This is a genomic window from Neptunomonas antarctica, from assembly GCF_001305295.1.
Taxonomy (GTDB): domain Bacteria; phylum Pseudomonadota; class Gammaproteobacteria; order Pseudomonadales; family Balneatricaceae; genus Neptunomonas; species Neptunomonas antarctica.
Map to the genome: position 1 here is coordinate 895334 of NZ_LJSI01000053.1, position 20805 is coordinate 916138.

General features: G+C 41.9%; 15 protein-coding genes. 9 read left to right on the forward strand and 6 right to left on the reverse strand.

The features are described 5' to 3' along the window. The first annotated feature begins 214 nt into the window (after positions 1 to 214). From Nant_RS18850 to Nant_RS18865, 4 genes are all read left to right on the forward strand, one after another. Positions 215 to 1024, forward strand: a complete 810-nt coding sequence (locus tag Nant_RS18850) for an AAC(3) family N-acetyltransferase (RefSeq protein ID WP_054343158.1) — start codon at positions 215 to 217, stop codon at positions 1022 to 1024. A 29-nt stretch (positions 1025 to 1053) separates the two neighbouring features. Further along, positions 1054 to 2217, forward strand: coding sequence for a YyaL domain-containing protein (locus tag Nant_RS18855; protein ID WP_054343159.1), 1164 nt, complete (start codon positions 1054 to 1056; stop codon positions 2215 to 2217). A gap of 224 nt (positions 2218 to 2441) precedes the next feature. Beyond that, the gene (locus Nant_RS18860; RefSeq protein ID WP_202905038.1) at positions 2442 to 3911 is read left to right on the forward strand and encodes an MBOAT family O-acyltransferase; all 1470 of its coding nucleotides are present in this window, start codon (positions 2442 to 2444) and stop codon (positions 3909 to 3911) included. A 21-nt stretch (positions 3912 to 3932) separates the two neighbouring features. Then, the gene (locus Nant_RS18865) at positions 3933 to 4979 is read left to right on the forward strand and encodes a hypothetical protein (protein ID WP_054343161.1); all 1047 of its coding nucleotides are present in this window, start codon (positions 3933 to 3935) and stop codon (positions 4977 to 4979) included. A 136-nt stretch (positions 4980 to 5115) separates the two neighbouring features. Here the strand turns inward: Nant_RS18865 and Nant_RS18870 are convergent, their stop codons facing one another. The 4 genes from Nant_RS18870 to Nant_RS18885 are packed head-to-tail and all read right to left on the reverse strand — an operon-like array spanning position 5116 to position 10426. Then, positions 5116 to 6171 (reverse strand): GNAT family N-acetyltransferase, encoded by a 1056-nt coding sequence (locus tag Nant_RS18870; protein WP_054343162.1) that lies wholly within the window; start codon positions 6169 to 6171, stop codon positions 5116 to 5118. Beyond that, positions 6146 to 7348, reverse strand: coding sequence for an aminotransferase class I/II-fold pyridoxal phosphate-dependent enzyme (locus Nant_RS18875; protein WP_054343163.1), 1203 nt, complete (start codon positions 7346 to 7348; stop codon positions 6146 to 6148). The genes Nant_RS18870 and Nant_RS18875 overlap by 26 nt, the downstream gene beginning before the upstream one ends. Positions 7349 to 7355: 7 nt before the next feature. Next, on the reverse strand, positions 7356 to 8528 hold the full coding sequence (locus Nant_RS18880; protein WP_143773482.1) for a right-handed parallel beta-helix repeat-containing protein: 1173 nt from the start codon (positions 8526 to 8528) through the stop codon (positions 7356 to 7358). Between the two features lie 5 nt (positions 8529 to 8533). Continuing rightward, positions 8534 to 10426 (reverse strand): asparagine synthetase B family protein, encoded by a 1893-nt coding sequence (locus Nant_RS18885; protein WP_202905039.1) that lies wholly within the window; start codon positions 10424 to 10426, stop codon positions 8534 to 8536. A 209-nt stretch (positions 10427 to 10635) separates the two neighbouring features. On the opposite strand from Nant_RS18885, the gene Nant_RS18890 reads away from it, so the two are divergent. Genes Nant_RS18890 through Nant_RS18900 form a run of 3 tightly spaced genes read left to right on the forward strand, consistent with a single transcriptional unit; the run spans position 10636 to position 13972 of the window. Beyond that, on the forward strand, positions 10636 to 10887 hold the full coding sequence (locus tag Nant_RS18890) for an acyl carrier protein (RefSeq protein ID WP_054343165.1): 252 nt from the start codon (positions 10636 to 10638) through the stop codon (positions 10885 to 10887). Between the two features lie 17 nt (positions 10888 to 10904). After that, positions 10905 to 12722: a hydrolase 1, exosortase A system-associated gene (locus tag Nant_RS18895; protein ID WP_054343166.1), complete on the forward strand. Its 1818-nt coding sequence runs from the start codon at positions 10905 to 10907 to the stop codon at positions 12720 to 12722. Continuing rightward, positions 12692 to 13972, forward strand: a complete 1281-nt coding sequence (locus tag Nant_RS18900; RefSeq protein ID WP_054343167.1) for a glycosyltransferase — start codon at positions 12692 to 12694, stop codon at positions 13970 to 13972. Before Nant_RS18895 ends, Nant_RS18900 begins: the two co-directional genes overlap by 31 nt. 109 nt (positions 13973 to 14081) lie before the next feature. Here Nant_RS18900 and Nant_RS18905 read toward each other — a convergent pair whose 3' ends face one another. Together Nant_RS18905 and Nant_RS18910 are read right to left on the reverse strand one after the other, a co-directional pair. Beyond that, the gene (locus Nant_RS18905) at positions 14082 to 15317 is read right to left on the reverse strand and encodes a pyridoxal-dependent decarboxylase, exosortase A system-associated (RefSeq protein WP_238377190.1); all 1236 of its coding nucleotides are present in this window, start codon (positions 15315 to 15317) and stop codon (positions 14082 to 14084) included. Next, complete coding sequence (locus Nant_RS18910) at positions 15314 to 16900, reverse strand: acyl-CoA ligase (AMP-forming), exosortase A system-associated (RefSeq protein WP_054343168.1); 1587 nt, start codon at positions 16898 to 16900, stop codon at positions 15314 to 15316. The genes Nant_RS18905 and Nant_RS18910 overlap by 4 nt, the downstream gene beginning before the upstream one ends. A gap of 139 nt (positions 16901 to 17039) precedes the next feature. Here Nant_RS18910 and Nant_RS18915 point away from each other — a divergent pair, with 139 nt between their 5' ends. Continuing rightward, entirely contained in the window at positions 17040 to 17816 is a 777-nt protein-coding gene (locus tag Nant_RS18915) for a S1 family peptidase (RefSeq protein ID WP_054343169.1), read from the forward strand. Between the two features lie 175 nt (positions 17817 to 17991). Then, on the forward strand, positions 17992 to 20790 hold the full coding sequence (gene prsT, locus Nant_RS18920; protein ID WP_054343170.1) for an XrtA/PEP-CTERM system TPR-repeat protein PrsT: 2799 nt from the start codon (positions 17992 to 17994) through the stop codon (positions 20788 to 20790). The last annotated feature ends 15 nt before the right edge of the window (positions 20791 to 20805 follow it).

The following is a 20805-nucleotide window of genomic DNA, read 5'->3' on the forward strand; positions in this document are numbered from 1 at the left end:
TTGTTCTTTGGCCAATATCGACAGAGTAGGGTGTGCCAGGTGATCAAATGATAGATAATTCTGTCCGCAGACCGGGAAAATGGGTGCTATGTCGAAATCCGATTTGGATTAAGGTGTTTTTCCGTAATGTCATTTTATGGAACTTTACTGCTCTATTATAAAATAATTGTTAACATTGCTAATGTATAATGAATGTCTTTTGAGAAATATAAACATGATAGATATTCACCAGCTGAAAAAGTCTTTAAAGAAAATCCTGTTCAAATATAATGCACAAAAGTTATCCAAGGCTCTTGATCGCTTAGGGATTCAAGAAGGGGATGTGTTGATGGTGCATTCTTCATGGCTGCCTGATAATGGTTTTGCTGGCACAGCTAAACAGTTTATTGATTCATTGAAATCTGCAATAGGAGATGATGGATTGTTGGCCATGATGTCTATGCCTTATCAGAATGAATCAACGAAACAGTATTTATCGAAAAATCTCGTCTTTAAAGTGAAAAGAACACCATCAAAAGTAGGTTTGTTAACCGAAGTTTTCAGACGGGGTAAAAATGTTGTGCGAAGTTTTAATTCTGCACACCCTGTTGTTGCCTGGGGGGGCGGTAGTAAAACTTTTGTAGCGGATCATAACTTAACAGAATGTTCATTTGGAAAAGGTAGCCCGTTTGATAAACTTGCCCAGCTTGATGGTAAAATACTCCTAGTTGACGCACCTTTTAATACGATTACCTTTAATCATTATTTAGAATCACTTAATGAAGCAGACTACCCTGTTCAATTGTTTGATCATGAGGTTGTAAGAGGCCGTGTGCTGGATGAGGACGGGGCTGTTGTTGGTTTTTCTACTAAGGTTTTGGCAAAAGAGTCATCTGGTTACCGGATCGACGACAGGCTTGAAGCAGAAATGGATAAACGTGGACTTATACGGCGCCTAAGGGTGGGTGGTACCCGCCTCATTTTAGTAAATACAAGTGACTTAGTTTTATGTGCTTCTGCATGTGTACAAAACTGGGAAAAGTAAATTTATCTGCATGAATAGCGCGAGGGATTATGAATTTAGTTAAAACAGCACGTGAGCTTTACGAAGTACATAAAGACAAACAAAATGTGATCACGCCAAAAGATGATCTTGTACATTTGAAATCCGCTATGGACTGGCTGGTACGTGCTCACGATGTTACTGCTGATAATGGGGTTGCCCAGACATATTTAACTAAATATAAAAAGTGGGCTAACTCATATCCAGAGACGACTGGTTACATTATTCCTACTTTCTACCGTTATTATCAAATGACGGGTGATGATAATTACAAGTCCAGAGCTATTAAAATGGCAGATTGGGAATGTGATATTCAGCTTGATAGTGGTGGTGTGTTAGCCGGTGCTATGGGTGATTCAGAATTGCCAACTGTTTTTAATACAGGGCAGGTTCTATTTGGTTGGGCAACTGCTTATGAGAGCGAGCAGAACGAACGTTACTTAAACAGCCTTAATAGAGCTTCAGATTGGTTGTGTGACATCATGGATGATGATGGCTGTTGGCGGCAGTTTGGTTCACCTATGACCTTGACCGATGGCGTTAACTTATATAATACCCGTACGGCATGGGGATTGATTAGAGCACATCAGATTTCCGGAAATTCAAGATATTTAGAATCTGCCTGCAAAAATTTAGAGTGGGCGCTTTCAAATTGTTCTGATAATGGTTTCGCTGAGTTCAACTGTCTCCAGGATCGTACCCAGCCGTTTTTGCACACCATTGCCTATGCAATGAGGGGCTTTTTAGAGATTGGTGAGTATGCCGGGCGTAAGGACTTTTTGGATCAGGCAATATTGATGGGTGATGCTTTACTTCCACATGTTGGTGTAAATGGTCATATTCCAGGCAGGTTTGATAAAGATTGGAAGCCTACTGTCAAATGGGCGTGTTTGACAGGCAATGCGCAAATTAGCATTAATTGGTGCCGTCTTTATCAGATTACGGGCGAAACTAAATATTTAAAAGCGGCTCGAGCTGTGATGGATTTTACAAAATCTACTCAGCTGATTGATTCCGAAAATATAGATATTAGAGGGGGAATAAAAGGCAGTCATCCTATTAATGGGGGCTACCATCCTTGGCAATACCCGAATTGGGCTACTAAGTTTTTTGCCGATGCTTTAATGATCTTGATCACCATAGAGTCTGGTGAAGGTCCATATTCACAGAAATGATATTCATTCTTAGCAGAATTTAAATAATATGCATTCTTCCTTTTGTTGATAGAGGTAAATAGTAGTGGCTGGATGGAATTGGCTCTTAACATTAAAGCTTTCAGGCTGTTCTTTGTTGGGTGCATTAAGTAACTATGCTGTTTAATTCCTATACGTTTATTTTTGCGTACCTGCCGCTAACTATGCTGATTTTTTTTGCATTTAGTCGCTTAGGTAACATAACTATGGCGCTAACTTCATTAGTGGCCTGTTCACTTTTTTTCTATGGGTGGTGGAATCCGGCTTATCTGGGGTTAATAGTCGTATCTATCGGATGGAATTATTTTCTTGGGCGGCTCCTGGAAAAAGATCGGATACAGCGTAAAGCTCTGCTTTGGCTTGGAATTGTCAGTAATATTGCTGTGTTAGGGTACTTTAAATATGCCAATTTTTTTGTTGAAAACCTGAATCTTATATTGGTTAATGACATTCATCTGGAGACAGTGGTATTGCCGCTGGCGATCTCTTTCTTTACATTCCAGCAAGTCGCCTACTTGGTTGATGCATACCGCGGTGAAACCAAAGAACATAGCTTCTTGCACTATTGCCTTTTCGTGACCTTTTTCCCGCAGTTAATTGCAGGCCCTATTGTGCATCATAAGGAGATGCTGCCTCAGTTTTCCCGTCCTCAAACTTACCAACTTCAAGCCTCAAATATTGCCATCGGTATGACCATTTTTTTTATAGGCTTATTTAAAAAAGTGATTATAGCTGATGGTTTTGCCCGGTGGGGTTCGCCAGTGTTTGGTGCGGCTGATGCGGGCCAAACCATATCACTTCTGGAGGCGTGGGCAGGAGCGCTCAGTTACACTTTACAGCTTTATTTTGATTTCTCAGGTTACTCAGATATGGCGGTCGGCCTGGCACGGTTGTTTGGTATTAAGCTGCCGATCAATTTTTTCTCCCCTTATCGCGCTCTGAATATCAGTGATTTTTGGCGTCGCTGGCATATGACATTATCCCGATTTTTACGCGATTACCTCTATATTTCCCTGGGTGGAAACAGAAAAGGGCCCGTAAGACGTTATACAAACTTGATGGCTACCATGGTGTTGGGAGGGATCTGGCACGGCGCAGGATGGAACTTCTTTATTTGGGGTGGTTTACACGGTTGCTATCTGGTGATCCATCAGTTGTGGCAGGCGACTTTTGCTACCACGTTGATCGCTACTTATAAGAAATATTGGTTTTACCGTTTTCTTGCCTGGTTAATTACTATGCTGGTAGTAGTCGTGGGTTGGGTGTTTTTTAGAGCGGCAAGTTTTGATGGTGCCGTTAATATCCTTTCAGGAATGTTTGCAATTAACGGTTGTTCTCTTCCCGAACATTATTTAATAGCGACTGGCAGTGTCGGTACGATATTGAATGATTTGGGCTGTAAACCCGTAGCAGAATTAACGTATTTTTATGGCCTACTTCAATTGGCTACCTTGGTAGGCTTTATGTTGGTTGTTGTTTGGTGGCCTAATACTTACGAGTTGATGGGGCGTTACCGGCCTGCCTATGACTTAGGTAAGATACTTTACCGTGATAAGAGCAGAGGTTTCTGGCAATGGAGGGTAAGTCGAAAATGGGCTGCCATGACGGCCATTGTTGCATTAATAGGCATTCTTGCGCTTGGGAGAGTGAGTGAGTTTATATATTTCCAGTTCTGATAAATTACATGCAGGTTGATAATGAAGCTTAACAAGGGATCAGACGAAGGTGGCCGAGTGAGCAGTCAGAATCAGCTTTGGGTGCAGTATTTAAAAAGCAGTATTTTTTTATTGCTGTTGTTAACTGTGTTCGTCTCAATATTTAATTTTTGGGTTAATCCCTACAATTTGTTTTGTGAAGATTGTTCAGAACCACGCCAAGCTGAATCAACTAATCAACGAGCATTCAAAATGTTTGATCTGATTAGATATCATCCTAAACAATTGTTGCTAGGCACCAGTAGAGTTGATTACGGTGTTAATGGTAAGGATTTAAAACCGCTGCCTTTTTATAACGGCGGTTTATCAGACGCCAGTATTACTGAGATGTATTCATTATTACAATCAGCAAATGTTATTACTGGTTTAGAAAAAGTAGTTTTGTTTCTGGATATTTCATCCTTTGATGAAGCAAGTAATAACGGTACAGAGAAATTTCGACTTGATTTAGGTCAGAGTGTCAACGAGCTTAAATTATGGAGCTACTTTGGAATAGAAACTACCCGTTCTATTGTGAGTCTGGATGCTGTGCTAGCGAGTATTGATGTATTAATGACAAGAGATCAGCGCTGTACAGGGACAAGAGTATACGGCCAGGCACAAGGTCAGGATAAAGCATGCCATGCAACTCAAGCTGGGCGATATGATGCATTTATGGAAGCCGCACATAGTTTAGCCAGTAAGTACGGTCGTGAAGGTGATGATCATCTTCAGTTAGGGTTAACGGTTTTTGAGTCAATTTTGGAGTATTGCCGCATCAATGCTATTGATCTTCAGATAGTATTTCCACCGGTGCACGAAGAGGTTTTGAGAATATCTCGTTCATTATCTTCAGCTCCTGTATTTCCTGGGTGGAAAGTCAGTATTGAACAGCGAATAGAAATCAGTTCAAAAAAACCGTGGAAATCAGTTTTGCAATTAAAGGATTTAACCTCGATTCCTGGTGTGACAGATGAAGCAGTAGGAGAGAACATGCAATATTGGTGGGAGGCTTCGCATTTTAAACCTGAAGTAAAACTACAGCTATAATTTAATAGACGTTAGTATTCTTATTATGAATAATTAAGACACATATAATAAAAACTTTGTTGATAATTTATTTAGCCATATTATAGAGTGCTGCATGCAATGTTGAGCAGTTCCTATGAGTTTGTTTTTCTCATGGTTATGAATTTTTAAATATGTTTCTAATACGTCTTATTTTCTTTATCGATGGAAGTTGAAGGGTAATATGATACATGTCGCGTATTTCGTTAGTCCACTTTGTATGCCATTCCATTACTCTGCCGTAAAATTCAATACGTCTGAATGATGTATTGTTGAAGATATATTCAAATTCTTCCTTTCTCATAAGTGTAGATGGTGATGTTTTTGAATATTCCTCATTATATGTTGTCTTAAGAATAATGATCGATGTTTCATTTTCTATACAGAGGTCGGAGGCTACCACTATATCGTTATATTTATATTGGAATATTTTTGCTAATCCTTTATTGGCAAATAACGTTAGCATATCAACATAGAATAATCCTTGTTTGTTGTTTATATTGATTGCTGTGTTTTCTTTAGATTTCCATCCCGCACTTTCCATCTCTCCGAATATTTCTACAGCATTTTTTATGTCTTTTGGATTTTCAATAATAGATAGATTGGCCGTAATACCATTACGCTTGAGTTTATTTGATTGTTTAGAAAAATTATTCCGAAGGTTCTTTCCTCTGTGCATCCAGTACTCGGAGAACTCTTCATGTATGGTTATACATGCTGTATCTATATAGTGGGATGTGGTTAGCGTTTTACTTTGGGGCGGAATGGGCAGTAAATCACTATCTTGCTGGGTAATGCTGAATACCAGTGATGGAAATGGCAGTACTTTTCTTAACTCGCGACCTAAGTATTCAGTTGAATTTTCAGTTGTTTGTAACCAGCAGCCTAATGGTGCCTGAGATGGTTGAAAAGTACACCAGCACCCTAATTTCACAGGTTCTATTATTGCCATGGCTTTAATCTTAACGCCTTCTCTATAGATGGCCAGTTTTTCTTTTCCTGTACCAAAATGCTTGAGTAAGGGGAGAATAAAGTCACTTTGTAAAACAGCTGTGTTTAATGTATTAAGATTGTCCCATTCATAGATATAGGTATTGAGTTCATTTGCATTGTATATCGACCATTTTAATTGGTTCATATGAAGAGTATCAGCATATTGTGTTTTTGATTTCACTAATCATCCAGTTTATTTCATCTTCAGTTAAATCCTGGTGGCATGGAAACTGAAATATATGTTTTGAAAGCTCTACGCTCATAGGAAAATTATCATTAGTGATTTCAGTACTTAACATCTCGCCAAAGCGCCAAATCGGTATGCCTTTAGACTTTAATACTGAAAAGCTTTCTTCAGGATAATCTACATATAAAGGATACAAAAATGGTACTGTTTCGGCACTTATTGTTTTATAGAGAGGATGGGAATTTTTAAGGTTTTTTAGTTCTTGATGTAGCGCGCCATAGTTTTCTTTTCTTTTCTTAATGATTTCATTATGGTCGCTATATTTGATAATAAATCCAGATACTTTAGTCGATTTTTTATGGATCCAATCTTCTTCTAATCCATAGCCTCCATCTGAAGCAGCGGGCGTTATTGTTATGCTTGATTTACGATGACTAAATGATTTTATTATTTCCCATAAGCTTTCTTTTACTATTATCATTTTTTCTGAAATTTTATTAAGCTTATTTAATCGGTTGTAATATATTGATTTTTCTATAATGTTGAAAAATGATTTAACTTCAAATAAATAGGGTGAATTTTTTAATGGTATATTTGATAAGTCTTTGCATGATGAAGCTAGAATGCCGCCATCATAGCAAGGAAAAAATTTCATGCTGCTTGCAATTGAATAGTCCCCTTGTTCGCCAACACTGATGCCTTCTTTGGATCCAAAGAAGGCATGAGCACAATCTTCGATTAGTAGAATATTCTTGCTGATGCAGTACTGCTTTATTTCTGTTAGGTTTTGCATGACCCCAAAATAATGTGTAATTATTATTGCTTTTGTATTTGGTGTTGTTTTAGTAATAATGTCAGAAAAATCTATGTTGGTATCGGACAAAATATTAAAAAAAACGGGAGTAGCTTGTACCCATTCTACCGGGTGAACCATTGATAGACTGTGATAGGCCGGAATTAGAACTTCATCTCCTTTCTTTATGCGCGCGTGCTCAAGGGCTATAGCAATAGCTGATCTGCCATTTGTCAGCTGTAAGATATGTTTACATGACAGTATAGAATTTTTTTTTGTCTTGTTTTTATTTTTTTTAAATAGATTAAATGTAAACACCGGCGATAGCGGAATAGCCGGTTTAGGGTATTCCGGCACTGTTTCGTCCGCTATATTCATGACAACTCTATTCTTTAGTAGATATTTTTTGTGGGAGAAGTGGGTAGGGTTCTAAGCCAGCTTCTTCACGTGTTTTAAAAAACAGATTAAAACCTGATAGTTCAGGTTGTTGGCTTGCAATAATGATGTTATTTCTGATGTCGGTGTCAGTTAATGAATTTTTTTGATGCAGTAGTGTATTACCGGCGTTACGTTCCAGAATGAAAATATTATTAATAAGCTGTATTTTGTTAATAGAATGTCTACTTTTTTCAAGCGCATAGCCGATCATGTCGCCATTTTCTGAGGTAGGGCCTTGCTCTAAAACAGAGTTTTTTATTTCTAAAACTCCACCATCTGGAATGTCTATTAATCGGCTATCAAGGGAGGAAAAAGAAGCAATAATACTGTTGTTGATTTGTGTGAGCTCTGCACGAGATTTGATTTCGTGACCTTCGCTCTTTGCCGCAATAAAAAGGCTATTATTAATTTTAAGCTGGCCTCCTCCGATGTACACACCATGAGCTTGTCCATTTTTACCCAGTTGCTCGAATCGGCTATCATTAATTTCTACTATTCCAGGCTTACTGCCTGTTAGAAGGCCTTGTTCGCTATTGTGAAAATAGACATTTTGCAGTGTAAGATTGATTCCTTCATGTCTTACACATGAGCCGTTTTTATCTCTGACTTGTATGTTCCGACATTCAATATTTACAATGCGGGTATTACTACCTTTGGTTATAATTGCACCTTTTCCTTCGGCTTCAGTGCTTTCTAAGATGACATGACCGTTTCCAATTACTGTAATATTATTTGCTTTAATGACGAGTGGCTCTTGGTATAAGCCTTCTCCAATAATCAGCGTATCTCCATCTTTTAACGCTTGTGCCGCTTCCTTAAGTGAGCTATACAATTGATCATTAATTTGAATCCCGAGTAAAGGCAGCTCGGGATTATTTATAAAACTCCAGGTAGGAAAATTTTCTGCAATCTCTTCTTCAAGTGTTTTTTCTACCAGTATATGGTGTCCCGATAACTGACTTAAAAAAGGTATGTGCTTTTTAATTTTGTCTGTTGCGAGGGTATATCCTTTTTTCACTATCTCAGGCTTTGCTATATAGAGTGTAAATAACATCAGGTGCCCTACAAGGCCGGCACCAGCAAAATACAATATGATAAGTCGAGTCGTATGTTTCATCATTACCTCTATTCTGCATTATGGCTTTCAAGCCATAACTCAAATACCATTAATATCCAGATTAGCTCCCCATAATAAGCAGCGTGTCCTTCGCGGTGTAATTTAATTATATTATCGAGAAATTCAGGCTTGAAGTATCTGCGTTTCTTTAATTTAAGTAAGCTTTCATACGCCAGATCTTGCAATGGTTTATGAGTTTGCATCCAGACGCCAAAGGGAAGACCAAATCCCTGTTTTTTCTTTGTGATTGTTTCGTTGGGAAGCCAGTTTTTCATGGCCTCTTTATAGAAATACCGGAGTTTTTGCCCTTTCAGTTTCCAGTCATCAGGTATGTCGCAAGCGAGCGCCAGCATAGTATCGTCAAGCATTGGATAAGCTACTTCTATCCCTGCGAGTGCGCACATGTGGCTAACTTTTCTAAGGTCATTATCCGCCAGTGTAAATTGCCAGTCGAGATACAACATCCTGCTTAACGAGGTAGCATTTTGAGGCTTTTGATAAACAGATTCGAGTAGCTCTAGCGGGTAGTTGGTTGATACCTGATCAATAAAGCTGTCGCAGAATATTTCTTTAGGCGCGTGCTGGTTAAGGAAATTATACGTTTGCATGCGGGCGGGCAATGAAATGTTTGCTTGATTGACGTAACTACGCGCTTTATCTGCCAAAGGAATTTGGCCAGGAATTAATCGCAGTAATGGTTCTAAGATACTGCTGCGTAAAGTTTTTGGTAGTGTTCCATATAACTCAAACACTTTTTGCTTTGCATAGCGCTCATTTCCGGCAAATAGCTCATCGCCACCATCACCGCCTAATAACAATTGCACGCCATCTTTTGCAGCTTCTTTAGCGCAGAAATAGGCAGGTAAAGCCGATGAATTACCAAAAGGTTCATCATAGCTGGCGACAATTGTTGGTAGTGCATCCACGATATCTTCTGGTGTTACATAGTATTCGTGTAATTTAACGCCGAAATGCTTTGCGGTAATACGTGCATAAGCCATTTCGTCATAGCCTTTAGCCGAAAAGCCGATGGAGTAGGCATGTGCTTGGCTGTCGCTGAGCTCGGAGAGCATTCCTGTGACTGAGGAACTATCCAGCCCGCCGCTCAGAAATGCGGCGACTGATTTGTTTTCCGGCATGCAACGTTTTACTGAGTCCTTTAAGGTTGCCCTTAGTTCAATACACTTGTCTTCAAACCCTGCCGTTTGAGTATTTTTAAAAGTGGGTATCCAGTAATGATTCAGGATTACGCTCGCGTCTTTCCAGAAGAGGCTATAACCCGCCAGCAGCTTACTCATATCTTCATAGATAGGCGTTGGGCTTGGTACCATATGAAAGTAAACGTAGTTATAAAGTCCTTGATCTCTTAGCTTTGTCTTAACCGATTCGTGGGCGAGTACGCTGCCTGCTGACGTGCCGAAAACAATGTGGTTTTCAGATTGGGTGTAGTAAAGAGGGATGCTGGCTAAGCGGTCAACGCCTGCAGAGAGTGTTTTTTGATTGTTGTCGATAATAATATAGGCAAAAGACCCCTGCAGTTCGCTCGCACAGTCATTGCCTTTACGGTTATAAATTTCGAGGAGGGCTGCTGCATTGCTCTGCTGTTGTGCTATTTTTTGTGATTCTGTCGTAGACCACCAGGGTGTACCAATAATGGTTGCGATAACATTGTTAGCTTCGTATACCTCTGAAGTAGACCCAAGCAAGCATTCATCAGGGTTGTTAGTTAAAGACGAAAACGTTGACGCATTTTTCAGTGCATCTTGCATGTTCTGAGCGTTCGCAGCGGCAGAAACACCTGATCCAGACAGATTAAAGCAGCCATAGAGTGCCGGTGTTAATAAATGAGTATGGTTTAAATGTTTATGACTAGTCGCGGTGCTTGCTGTATTCCCTGTCATTTTTACGGCCTTACTGTCTATATCTTAAGGAAGTGTCATGGTATTACGGACACGGAATTTAGTGTATCGCTGTTTATTACGAATGTCCTTAGGGTTTGGCTTATCCTTTGGGTGTTTTTTGCCTGAACTGTTTTGCTGCTTTATCTGTAGATGCTAACATGGCGAACAATTATTTTACCTTATTGGCTTTCAAGTAACAGGAGATTTGCGTGATTACATTGGATGAAGTGAAGCAGATTGTGGGTGATGCTTTACAGTTAGGTTCGCGGGTTGATGAGTATGATGAATCAACGCCTTTACTGGGCAGTATTCCTGAATTTGATTCTATGGCGGTTGTGATGGTTATTACTGCTATTGAAGAGAGCTACGATATTACCGTCGAAGATGATGAAATTAGTGCTGAGGTATTTGAAACAATAGGGGCCTTACACCGATTTATCAATTATAAGCTTACGGCATAAGTCTTAATTAAGCCTTTATGATACCTCAGTTTATTTCAGGACCCGCCGGTCGTCTGTTTATCTCGCTGTATTCACCGATCCAACATGTAACGGATGAATGGATTATTCATTTACCCGCATTTGCGGAAGAGATGAATAAATCCCGTAAAATGATGCACGATCAAGCGGCTGCATTTTCTGCTAAAGGCGCCGTTGTTATTGTGCCTGATCTTTATGGTACCGGAGATAGCGAAGGTGATTTCGGAGATGCCAGCTGGGGTGTGTGGAAGCAAGATATTCGTTATCTTGTCGAGTGGGCTAAGACCCGCGGTGCACAAAAAATTACGTTGTGGGGGAATCGGTCGGGTGGCTTAATGGCGCTCGATCTGATTCGTGAAGGGTTGAATGACGTATCACATTTGATTCTTTGGCAGCCTGTTCATAGCGGTGAGCAGTTGATGACACAATTTTTAAGGTTGCGTATGGCTGCCGGAATGATTTCTGGTGAGAAGGAGACAGTCGCGCAACAGCGAGAACAATTGAAAACAGGTAAAATGCTTGAAGTTGCAGGTTATGATGTTGGGGCTGCTTTATTGCTGGAACTGGATAGCATCTCGTTAAAGCAGATGATATTACCTGTTTCATTGCGCATTGACTGGTTGGAGGTTGTTTCGAGCTCAGAGAGACCTTTACTCCCGGCCTCACAAAAATTGTTAGCGTTGTGGCAATCACAGGGAATTGATGTTCACAGTCAAACGGTCGTCGGTGAGCCTTTTTGGTCCACACAAGAGATAACTTCTGTGCCTGCCCTTGTTCACGACACCGCACTGTTGATTTCGCCGCTATTAATGGCTGTTGATAGTTCTGCTGAATTATCCCCATCCAGGCTGACCTCGTCTGAATCCTTATCTAAGCATGAATATAAACAAGAATCTAAATCAGGGCTTCTATCAGCGCCTGAATCAGAGCATCCCTTTGTGTTTAGCTGTGAAGGCGAGGAGTTGGTGGGTGTAATACATTTACCTGTGTCGTCTGCATCTACTGACATAGATGAAGATACAGGCGTATTAATCATCGTCGGCGGTCCTCAATACCGTGCAGGAAGTCATCGCCAGTTTGTGCATCTGGCACGCCATTTGGCAGAACAGAATATTCCTGTAATGCGTTTTGATTATCGGGGGATGGGAGATTCATCAGGCGCTTTTGTAGGTTTTGAAAATATTGGGGTGGATATTAAACATGCCATCGATAGTTTCATGGAGCGGGTTCCTACACTTAAAGGCGTCGTTTTGTGGGGGCTATGTGATGCGGCTACTGCCGCGTGTTTTTATGCGCCTGAGGATAAGCGGGTATCCGGATTGGTGATATTGAATCCCTGGGTGCGAAGTGAGGCCGGAGAGGCCACAGCTTTCCTGAAACACTATTATTTACAGCGTTTTTGTTCAAAACAGTTTTGGCAAAAAGTGATTAAGGGCGAGTTTAATATTTCTGGCTCTGTTGCTTCTTTGCTGTCGATGCTTAAGCGTTCTGCTGGTGGTAAGGCAGTAGAAGCTGATATTGCTGCGGACCTTATAAAGGTAAGTGAGATAACAGCAATTTCTTCTACTAATCTGGCAGAAAAAATTGAATCTTCTTTGGGCGCATACCGCGGGCCGGTTCAATGTATTATCAGTGGGAATGATCTGACCGCAGCTGAATTTGATGATGTTGTTAAGCGCTCTAAAAGCTTTACTCGCTTGCTTAAACAAAAACGAATCAACCGTGAAGACTTAAAAAGTGCCGATCATACCTTTTCAAAACGTGAATGGCGGGACAAAGTAGCGGCATGGACAGTCAACTGGATTCGCACACTATAAATAACGTTCTCCTGATCGCTTTTCATTACCCTCCGGTTAAGGTGAGTAGTGGCGTACAGCGCACCTTGGCTTTTTCCCGATACCTTCCTGAAAATCAGTGGCAGCCATGGGTGCTGACTGCACACCCACGCGCTTATCCTTCAATCAGTGATGACCAGATAGGCGATATTCCAGAAGGTGTTGTGGTAAAACGTGCATTTGCATTGGATTCAGCACGTCATTTGTCATGTAGAGGACGCTATTTGGATATTCTGGCACTGCCTGACCGTTGGATAAGCTGGTGGATGGCAGGGGTGATCGGGGGATTAAGAACCATTCGTCAGAATAAAGTGTCGCTCATATGGTCGACCTATCCTATCACCACGGCTCATTTGATCGCGTTAGTACTGCAGCGTGTGACGGGGTTGCCCTGGGTAGCGGATTTTCGTGATGCGATGGTGGACGACGTTTATCCTGCACCAGGTATCCGGAGACGATGTCATGCATGGATTGAGAAAAAAACAGTGGAGGCCTGTGCGGCCGCGGTTTTTACCTCGCCGGGAGCTATCGCTCTGTATCGGCAGCGTTATCCGACTATGGCTGAGAATAAGTGGCACTTAATCCCTAATGGATATAACGAAGAAATTTTCGCAGAAGTTGAAGCAGACATGAAGCCTGAAGCCGGTAAGGCAGGACGTGCTTTACGTCTCATTCACAGCGGTGTGTTATATCCATCAGAACGCGATCCAAAGCCATTCTTTGAGGCGATAGCCGAACTGAAAGTGCAAGGTTTGCTTTCGGTCGAGCGTATCAGGATTATCCTTCGTGCTACCGAGCATGATGAACTTTACCAACCGCTGATAGATGCTTTATGCATTAATGATATTGTAGCGTTGGAACCGGGCATTTCTTATAGAGAAGCATTGTCTGAAATGCTTAATGCTGATGGATTATTGATATTTCAGGCGGCTAATTGTAATCACCAAATACCGGCCAAACTGTATGAATACTTTCGTGCTAAACGACCCATTTTTGCTTTGACGGATAGCCATGGTGATACTGCGAGTGCATTACGGGCCGCGGGTATCGATACCTGTGTTGCATTAGATAATAAAGAGGCGATTAAGGTGGGGCTGCTCAGCTTTATTAGCGCTTTGGAACAGGGGACAGGTGCGGTTGTGTCACAAACCGATGCTAACTATTATTCAAGAAGAGCTTTTACGAAAAACTTAGGGGCGCTCTTTAATCAGGTCATTGCAGCGGCTAAGTGAGTCTGATAAATCGAGTTTTGTGAAAATAGAGATTAGTACAAATAGTGTAAACCCAGCGGGCAGCGTGGGTTTACACTTTTGACGTTCAGAGCATTTTTAAAACATGAACTTAAACTAATATTTCCATCGGATGGGGATGGCTCAGAAAATCTCGTGGACTGGCGGTAAATCCATATGCGCCTGATTGATAAACGGCAATCAAGTCCCCTACGCAGATTTCGGGTAGCGTCATTTTATCCGCAATAATATCCAGCGGTGTACACAGTGGGCCGACGATACTGATTTTTTCCAGGCGATCACTTGTCACGCGGTTAGCGACACTCACCGGATAGTTTTTACGGATCACTTGTCCAAAATTTCCCGATGCAGAAAGATGATGGTGTAAACCGCCGTTGGTAATAGCGTATTTTTCACCGCGTGACTCTTTGCACTCAACCACCTCGGATATATACAACCCAGCTTCACCGACAAAATAACGGCCTAACTCCATCACTATTTCAGCTTCAGGAAGGCGTTGTTGTGCTTCAATAATCAGCGGCTTGAGATTTTCGGCTATTGCATCTAATGATATCGGCGTTTCACCCGGGAAATAGGGGATGCCCAGGCCTCCACCGATATTCAGCCAGGTAATCGGCTGTGGTGCAAACTCAGCGAGCCGGTAAGCCAGCGCAAAGGTTTTTGTTTGTGCTTCAATGATGGCTTCGGGGCGCAGATTTTGAGAGCCGCTGAAGATATGAAAACCTTTGAAATTCAGATTCAACTCGCCGCAGCGCTTCAGCATTTCAGGAACACGTTCAGCATCAACACCAAAAGGCTTAGGTCCGCCGCCCATTTTCATGCCGGATGTTTTTAATTCAAAATCAGGGTTAACACGAACAGCCACATTGGGAAGAATAGAGAGAGCGTTGCCTAGCAGGGTAATGCGCTCCATCTCGCCTTCAGATTCCATGTTGATAATAATACCGGCGGCAATCGCCGATCTTAATTCGGCATCGGTTTTGCCCGGGCCTGCAAAGCTAATCGTCAGGGGATTGATGCCCGTATTGAGTGCCACCTGCATTTCGGCAACTGACGCAACATCGATACCGTCTGTCAGCTGTGAAAGGTGTTGTACAACGGCCGGCATCGGATTGGCCTTCATAGCATAATGAAGATGCAGCCCTTCGGGTAATACTGCGCGTAATTGTTCAACCTTTTGCGTCATGATGGAACGATCATAAACGTAAAAAGGTGTCTGGCCTACGCGAGCCGCTAAGCGGGTAATCGTTTGTCCTCCAGCGTGTAGGCAATTATCGATAACCGGAAACCAATCCATGTTGGCATGTTTAGGGGCTGCTTTGATCAAGATGTAGACTCCTGAAATATATCTTTGTATTCGGTAGCAAGGTTTTTGCGATCAAGCTTGCCGTTCTGATTCCGCGGTAACATATCTACAAACAAAATCTGTTTAGGTAGCATAAAATTAGGTAACTCTTTCTGGCAGTAACGCAGAAGCTCTGTTTCAGAAATATCTTTGCTTTTAATAGCGAGCAACAGAATCGCTTGCCCCAGCAAGGGGTGAGTAATACCCAATGCCGCCACTTCTTTAATCAGCCCCGAGCTATAGAGCACTTCTTCTATTTCGGTTGGGCTGACCCTATAACCGGAAGTCTTAATCATTTCATCTTTACGGCTGATGAAATAGAGATAACCTTCGTCATCTTTACGCACTTGATCGCCGGACCATACCGCTATTTCTGTTAGTGGTATTTCAGGGTGTCGGCCTGGAATAGGCTTGAAATGTACGGCTGTTTTGGCAGCATCATTCCAATATCCCAGTGAGACCAGAGAGCCTCGGTGAACCAGCTCGCCGGGTTCGCCGGGTGCGCATTCGCTGCCATCTTCTCTTAGTACCAGAATTTCTGCATTGGGAATGGCTTTACCCATGGAGTCCGGGCGTATAGCTACTTGCTCGGGAGGCAGGTAAGTCGACCGAAACGCTTCTGTTAAACCGTACATCAAATAAAAGTCAGTGGTTGGTAATACGTTTGACAGTTTTCTGGTGGTTGCAATCGGCATAGCACCACCGCTATTGGTCAGGTAACGCAGAGAATCTGCCGCTTCTGCCGGCCACTCGAGTTCAGCCAGTTGGTTCCACAAAGGAGGGACGGCTGCTAACCCCGTAATCTTAAAGCGTGTAATCGCACGAATAACATCACGTGGTAGTAAGTAATCCATCAGTACCACAGAGGCGCCGACCGAGAATGCCGTAGTTAGTTGGCTGAGTCCGTAGTCAAAACTGAAAGGCAGCACCGCGAGTAAGCGATCATCAGCAGAATTTTTCAGGTAGCTGGCAACACTGAAGGCACCGGTCATCATGTTGCGATGAGTAAGAACCACGCCTTTCGGGTTGCCTGTGCTGCCTGATGTATAAAGAATAGCGGCCATATCAGTATCTATACGCCGGGGATGTTCGGGTGTCCTCTGTTGCTGAGGTGCCGAATACCATCGAGCAAGTGTGACTGTGGAGAGTAGGTCGTCGGGTATTTTGCCTTCGTCAATCACCACGACGGATCGCAGATCGTGACAATCTTTAAGTGCTTCGCTGACTAACCTGAGACGATCTGAAGAAGTGATTAATATACGGACATTACAGTCTTTAAGAATATAGGCAACTTGCTGAGGTTTCAGGAGAGGGTTAACCGGTACAAAAACCCCACCTGCTTTAGATGCCCCGAAAAGGGCAAACACCGTTTCAGGTACTTTAGGTAAATAGATAGCGACGCGTTCACCGGGTAAAATGCCTAGTTCCAGTAATTTTTGGCTGCTCTGGTCTATATGTGAGGCCAACTCAACATAATTTAAGACATTATCTTTATGAATTAAGGCGCAGGCCGTTGGCGTTAGGTGGGCTTGCCTGTGGATCAAATCGTCTAGTAATTCCGGCATGTTACATCCTTATTCTCGGAAAACGGTATGAATAGCGCCATTTTTCAGCCTATTATAACTTTTTGAATTCAGCTGTATATGCAGACTTTCGGGGTTGTATACTAGCTATATTTAGAAAAGTAAGATCAAGGAGGTTTTTATGTTGGGAAAAAATATTTTTATAGGCTGTGCAGGGCTTTGGGTAGCGATCTGCAGTGTGAGTGTTAGTGCGGAACTTGCTGATACCATTGATCAGATTCGTGGCAGTATTGTAGCGGTCGGTAGTCTATATCCGAATAAAAGAACAAGCGCCAATCGGCCTAAGGCTACTTATAGTGGTACCGGATTTGTTGTAGGTAATGGGCATCAGGTTATTACCAATTATCATGTCATTAGCGCAAAAGAATTGGATGTCGCTAAGGGTGAGAAATTTGCAATTTTCAGTGGACGTGGTAAGGCGGCTACCGCTCGTAGTGTCAGGGTTGTTCGTACTGATGTAGATCATGATTTGGCATTGTTGGAGTTTGATGGGCCGGCATTGCCTGCCATGAAGCTAGCAGGAGCAACCTGGCTGCGTGAAGGTCGGGAAGTTGCGTTTACCGGGTTTCCTATTGGAATGGTTTTGGGGTTATACCCGGTCACGCATAAAGGCATTATTTCAGCGGTTACGCCTATTGTTATACCCGCGCAATCTTCAAGGCAGCTCACTGCTGCTCAAATTAAGCGACTGCGCTCGCCCCTTGAGGTCTATCAGTTAGATGCTATCGCTTATCCTGGCAACAGTGGCAGCCCGGTTTACGAACAGGACACGGGTAAAGTGGTGGGTGTAGTGAACAGCGTCTTTGTTAAAGGGACAAAAGAATCTGCGCTGGAACATCCTTCAGGTATCAGTTACGCCATACCGGTTAAATATGTACAGCAATTAATGAATAAATAAAATACATACAAGTGAGAGCTAAACAATCAAAAATGGTAAAGTAAAAGCATGATTTATATATAAATTGAGTGGTTAGGATGATGGTTTTTTTAATTAAAGATTAGGTTTTCACTATTGTAAGCGATATGAGTCAGTAAGTTGTGATAGGAAACGTAATCAAATCAAGGACAATATTATGCTAAATGGTTGTAATATAAGCTCAAAAATATCACTAGTTAATTCTTTCAAGAAAAAGTGTGCATTAGTATGTCTCAGCTTTTTGGTATTGCCAGGCTGTCAGGCGGATAAAACGGATATCGAATACGTTGATTCGGCCAAAAAGTTTGCTGTTGCTGGTGACATGAAATCTTATGAGATTTATTTGAAAAACGCTTTGCAGCTTAATCCGGACAATGTAGAAGCAAGGGTCCTATTGGGAAAGCGGTATTTATCAGCTCAGATGGGCGCTTTGGCCGAAAAAGAATTTCAGCGGGCTATTGACGCTGGGTTTGAGCGTGCTGGCATCTTAGCTGAGATCTTACAATCCAAGTATTATGAATTTCAATATAATGAAATTATCGAGATCCCATTGAGTGAGGTTGCCCTCGAGGGTGAAGATAAGGCCCGAGCATATTTGTATCACGGGCTTGCTAACCTTAATTTGAATAAAAAATGGGAAGCTGAAGCAGATTTTAAAGATGCAGCCAGTGTTGGTGGGGAATCTCCTTCTGTGATTTTAGCTCAGTCCTACGTATTATCCTTAGAGTTGAAGTATGAAGATGCCCAAAACCTGCTGGGTGGACTGATTGTAAAAAAACCTGACAATACCGAAGCGCATATACTTTCCAGTCGTTTATTCGAGATTTCCGGCGATTATGATAAAGCCATTGATGCAGCCAATAAAGCCATAGCGCTTGAGCCTTCAAGGCTTAAGTTGTATGTTTTCGCAGCAAAAAACTATATTAATAATAAACAGTTGGATCTGGCAGAGCAGTATCTGGATAAGGTTTTGAAGGCGGCTCCTAATCATTTGTTATCCAATTTAATGAAAGCCAATTTGCGACTACAGGCTAAAGATTGGGAAGGTGCTAAAAGTGCAGCTCAGGTTGTGCTGGCTCAGAATCAATTAAAGGAAGCATTGCTGATCGCAGGGATATCCGATTTTTATTTACAAAATTGGGAGCTTGCACGAAATAATTTGAACATGGTTAAAGCTTCTTTGAAGCCAGATCATTTAGCGCACCGTTTGCTCGCGTTTGCAGAATCAAAATTGGGATATGAGCAATCAGCTGATTCTATTCTAAACTCAATGGGTAAAGTGCAAGCTCATGATGGAAAATTATTATCCTTTTTTGGTGGCGAATTCCTTAAAGAAGGGCGTAGAGATGAGGCGGTAAAGGTTTTTTCCGCTGCCGCTGCCGCGGATCCTGAAGATTTGAAAATATTATCAGCATTAGGACTGTTAAAACTCGAACAAAATGATCCAAGTGGGATAGTAGACCTGGAAAAAGTGTTAGAAAGTGATGTTTCTTCCTCTTGGGCTCGGGCAGCCATTGTAAGGAATCATCTGCAGAATGGTCGCAATGATGAGGCGATTGAAGTTGCTCAGGCTTCAGTGGATTCGGCACCTGAAAAGAAAGAAGGGTATTTGTTATTAGCCAATGTTTTTGCAGAGTTGAAAGATATTACGAAAGCAAAAGATCTTCTGAATCAGGCTCTTGAAAAAGAAGGAGATAATAAAACTGTATATCAACGTCTATTCCAAATCGCCGTTGCTGAAAAAAGTTTTGAAGCAGCCGCTATGTTTAATAGCAAGGTGCTTGAAGCTGAGCCTGCGAATAAAGTAGCGCTTATGAATAAGTATCGTTTAGGCAAGGCCGCAGGTGATACCACTGATGCGATACAGGCTATTGAAGCTGTCCTTAAAGATAATAAGAACAATGAAGAGTTACAGCTTTTGTCCGCACTGCTCTATATCGACTCGGGTAATCGGGAAAAGGGCTTTTCAGCGTTGAAAAGCATAAAGACAACCTCCTCATTTTATGATAACGCTCAGGCTGCGTTAGGGGGAGTCTATGCAAGAGAAAGGGAATATGAACAAGCGATACCCTATTTTAGGGAGTGGGTTGTAACAAGTCCGGCTATGCTTACAGCGCATCAGGCACTTATTACTGCGCAAATAAAAGCAGGCAAGTTAGAAGACGCGTTAGCGTCAAATCAACTGGCATTGCAGCAGCTACCAGACAATCGCCTCTTAGAGCTTAGTGAAATTAGAGTATTACTGGATTTAGGTAATAAGGACCAGGGGCTCAATAAAGCTAAAATTTTTAAATCTAAATATTCCGAGAGTCCAGAGCTTGATTTCAGTTTGGGGCAGTTTTTTGCAAGAAATAAAGACTATTCAGAATCATTGGGTTATTTTCAGGCAGCGCATCGTCAGGCAGGTACCAGTCGTTCGGTAATAGCTGTTGCTGAAATCCAAAATATTATGGGTCAAAAAGAAAATGCTACTAAATTGCTGACCGAGTGGCTAAATGAAAAGCCAAACGATCAGGTGGTGAGGCTTTATTTGGCTAATGCCAGTTCTACTAGTGACCAAAATAATGCTATTGAGCAGTACCGTAAACTTATTGAACTAGATGGAAATAATTACATAGCTTTGAATAATTTAGCATGGTTGCTTGGTGAGAAAGGAAATCTGACAGAGGCAATTTTACATGCAGAATCAGCAGTGAATTTGCAGCCTAAAAATGCGCAAGCATTGGATACGTTGGGTTTTTTATTGCTGAGGGCTGGTGATATAGCCAAGGCCAAAGATGTATTAGAAAGTGCGCATATGCTTGATAAGTTGGATTCAACCGTTGCTTACCATTATGCATTATCGTTGAAAGAAAATGGTGATATGGCCGCGGCTGCAGGAATATTACGATCGTTGCCCGCGCAAGACTTCCCGGAAGCTCAGGCGGCGAAGACTTTGTTAAATGAAATCGAATAAAGAGTAAAATTAAGT

Bases quoted from the DNA above. Each gene is read 5' to 3' on its own strand.
- Nant_RS18895 (WP_054343166.1), top strand. From the start codon at position 10,905: ATGATACCTCAGTTTATTTCAGGACCCGCCGGTCGTCTGTTTATCTCG.
- Nant_RS18850 (WP_054343158.1), top strand. From the start codon at position 215: ATGATAGATATTCACCAGCTGAAAAAGTCTTTAAAGAAAATCCTGTTC.
- Nant_RS18855 (WP_054343159.1), top strand. From the start codon at position 1,054: ATGAATTTAGTTAAAACAGCACGTGAGCTTTACGAAGTACATAAAGAC.
- Nant_RS18885 (WP_202905039.1), bottom strand. From the start codon at position 10,426: ATGACAGGGAATACAGCAAGCACCGCGACTAGTCATAAACATTTAAAC.
- prsT (WP_054343170.1), top strand. From the start codon at position 17,992: ATGCTAAATGGTTGTAATATAAGCTCAAAAATATCACTAGTTAATTCT.
- Nant_RS18875 (WP_054343163.1), bottom strand. From the start codon at position 7,348: ATGAATATAGCGGACGAAACAGTGCCGGAATACCCTAAACCGGCTATT.
- Nant_RS18865 (WP_054343161.1), top strand. From the start codon at position 3,933: ATGAAGCTTAACAAGGGATCAGACGAAGGTGGCCGAGTGAGCAGTCAG.
- Nant_RS18915 (WP_054343169.1), top strand. From the start codon at position 17,040: ATGTTGGGAAAAAATATTTTTATAGGCTGTGCAGGGCTTTGGGTAGCG.
- Nant_RS18910 (WP_054343168.1), bottom strand. From the start codon at position 16,900: ATGCCGGAATTACTAGACGATTTGATCCACAGGCAAGCCCACCTAACG.
- Nant_RS18900 (WP_054343167.1), top strand. From the start codon at position 12,692: ATGGACAGTCAACTGGATTCGCACACTATAAATAACGTTCTCCTGATC.
- Nant_RS18880 (WP_143773482.1), bottom strand. From the start codon at position 8,528: ATGATGAAACATACGACTCGACTTATCATATTGTATTTTGCTGGTGCC.
- Nant_RS18860 (WP_202905038.1), top strand. From the start codon at position 2,442: ATGGCGCTAACTTCATTAGTGGCCTGTTCACTTTTTTTCTATGGGTGG.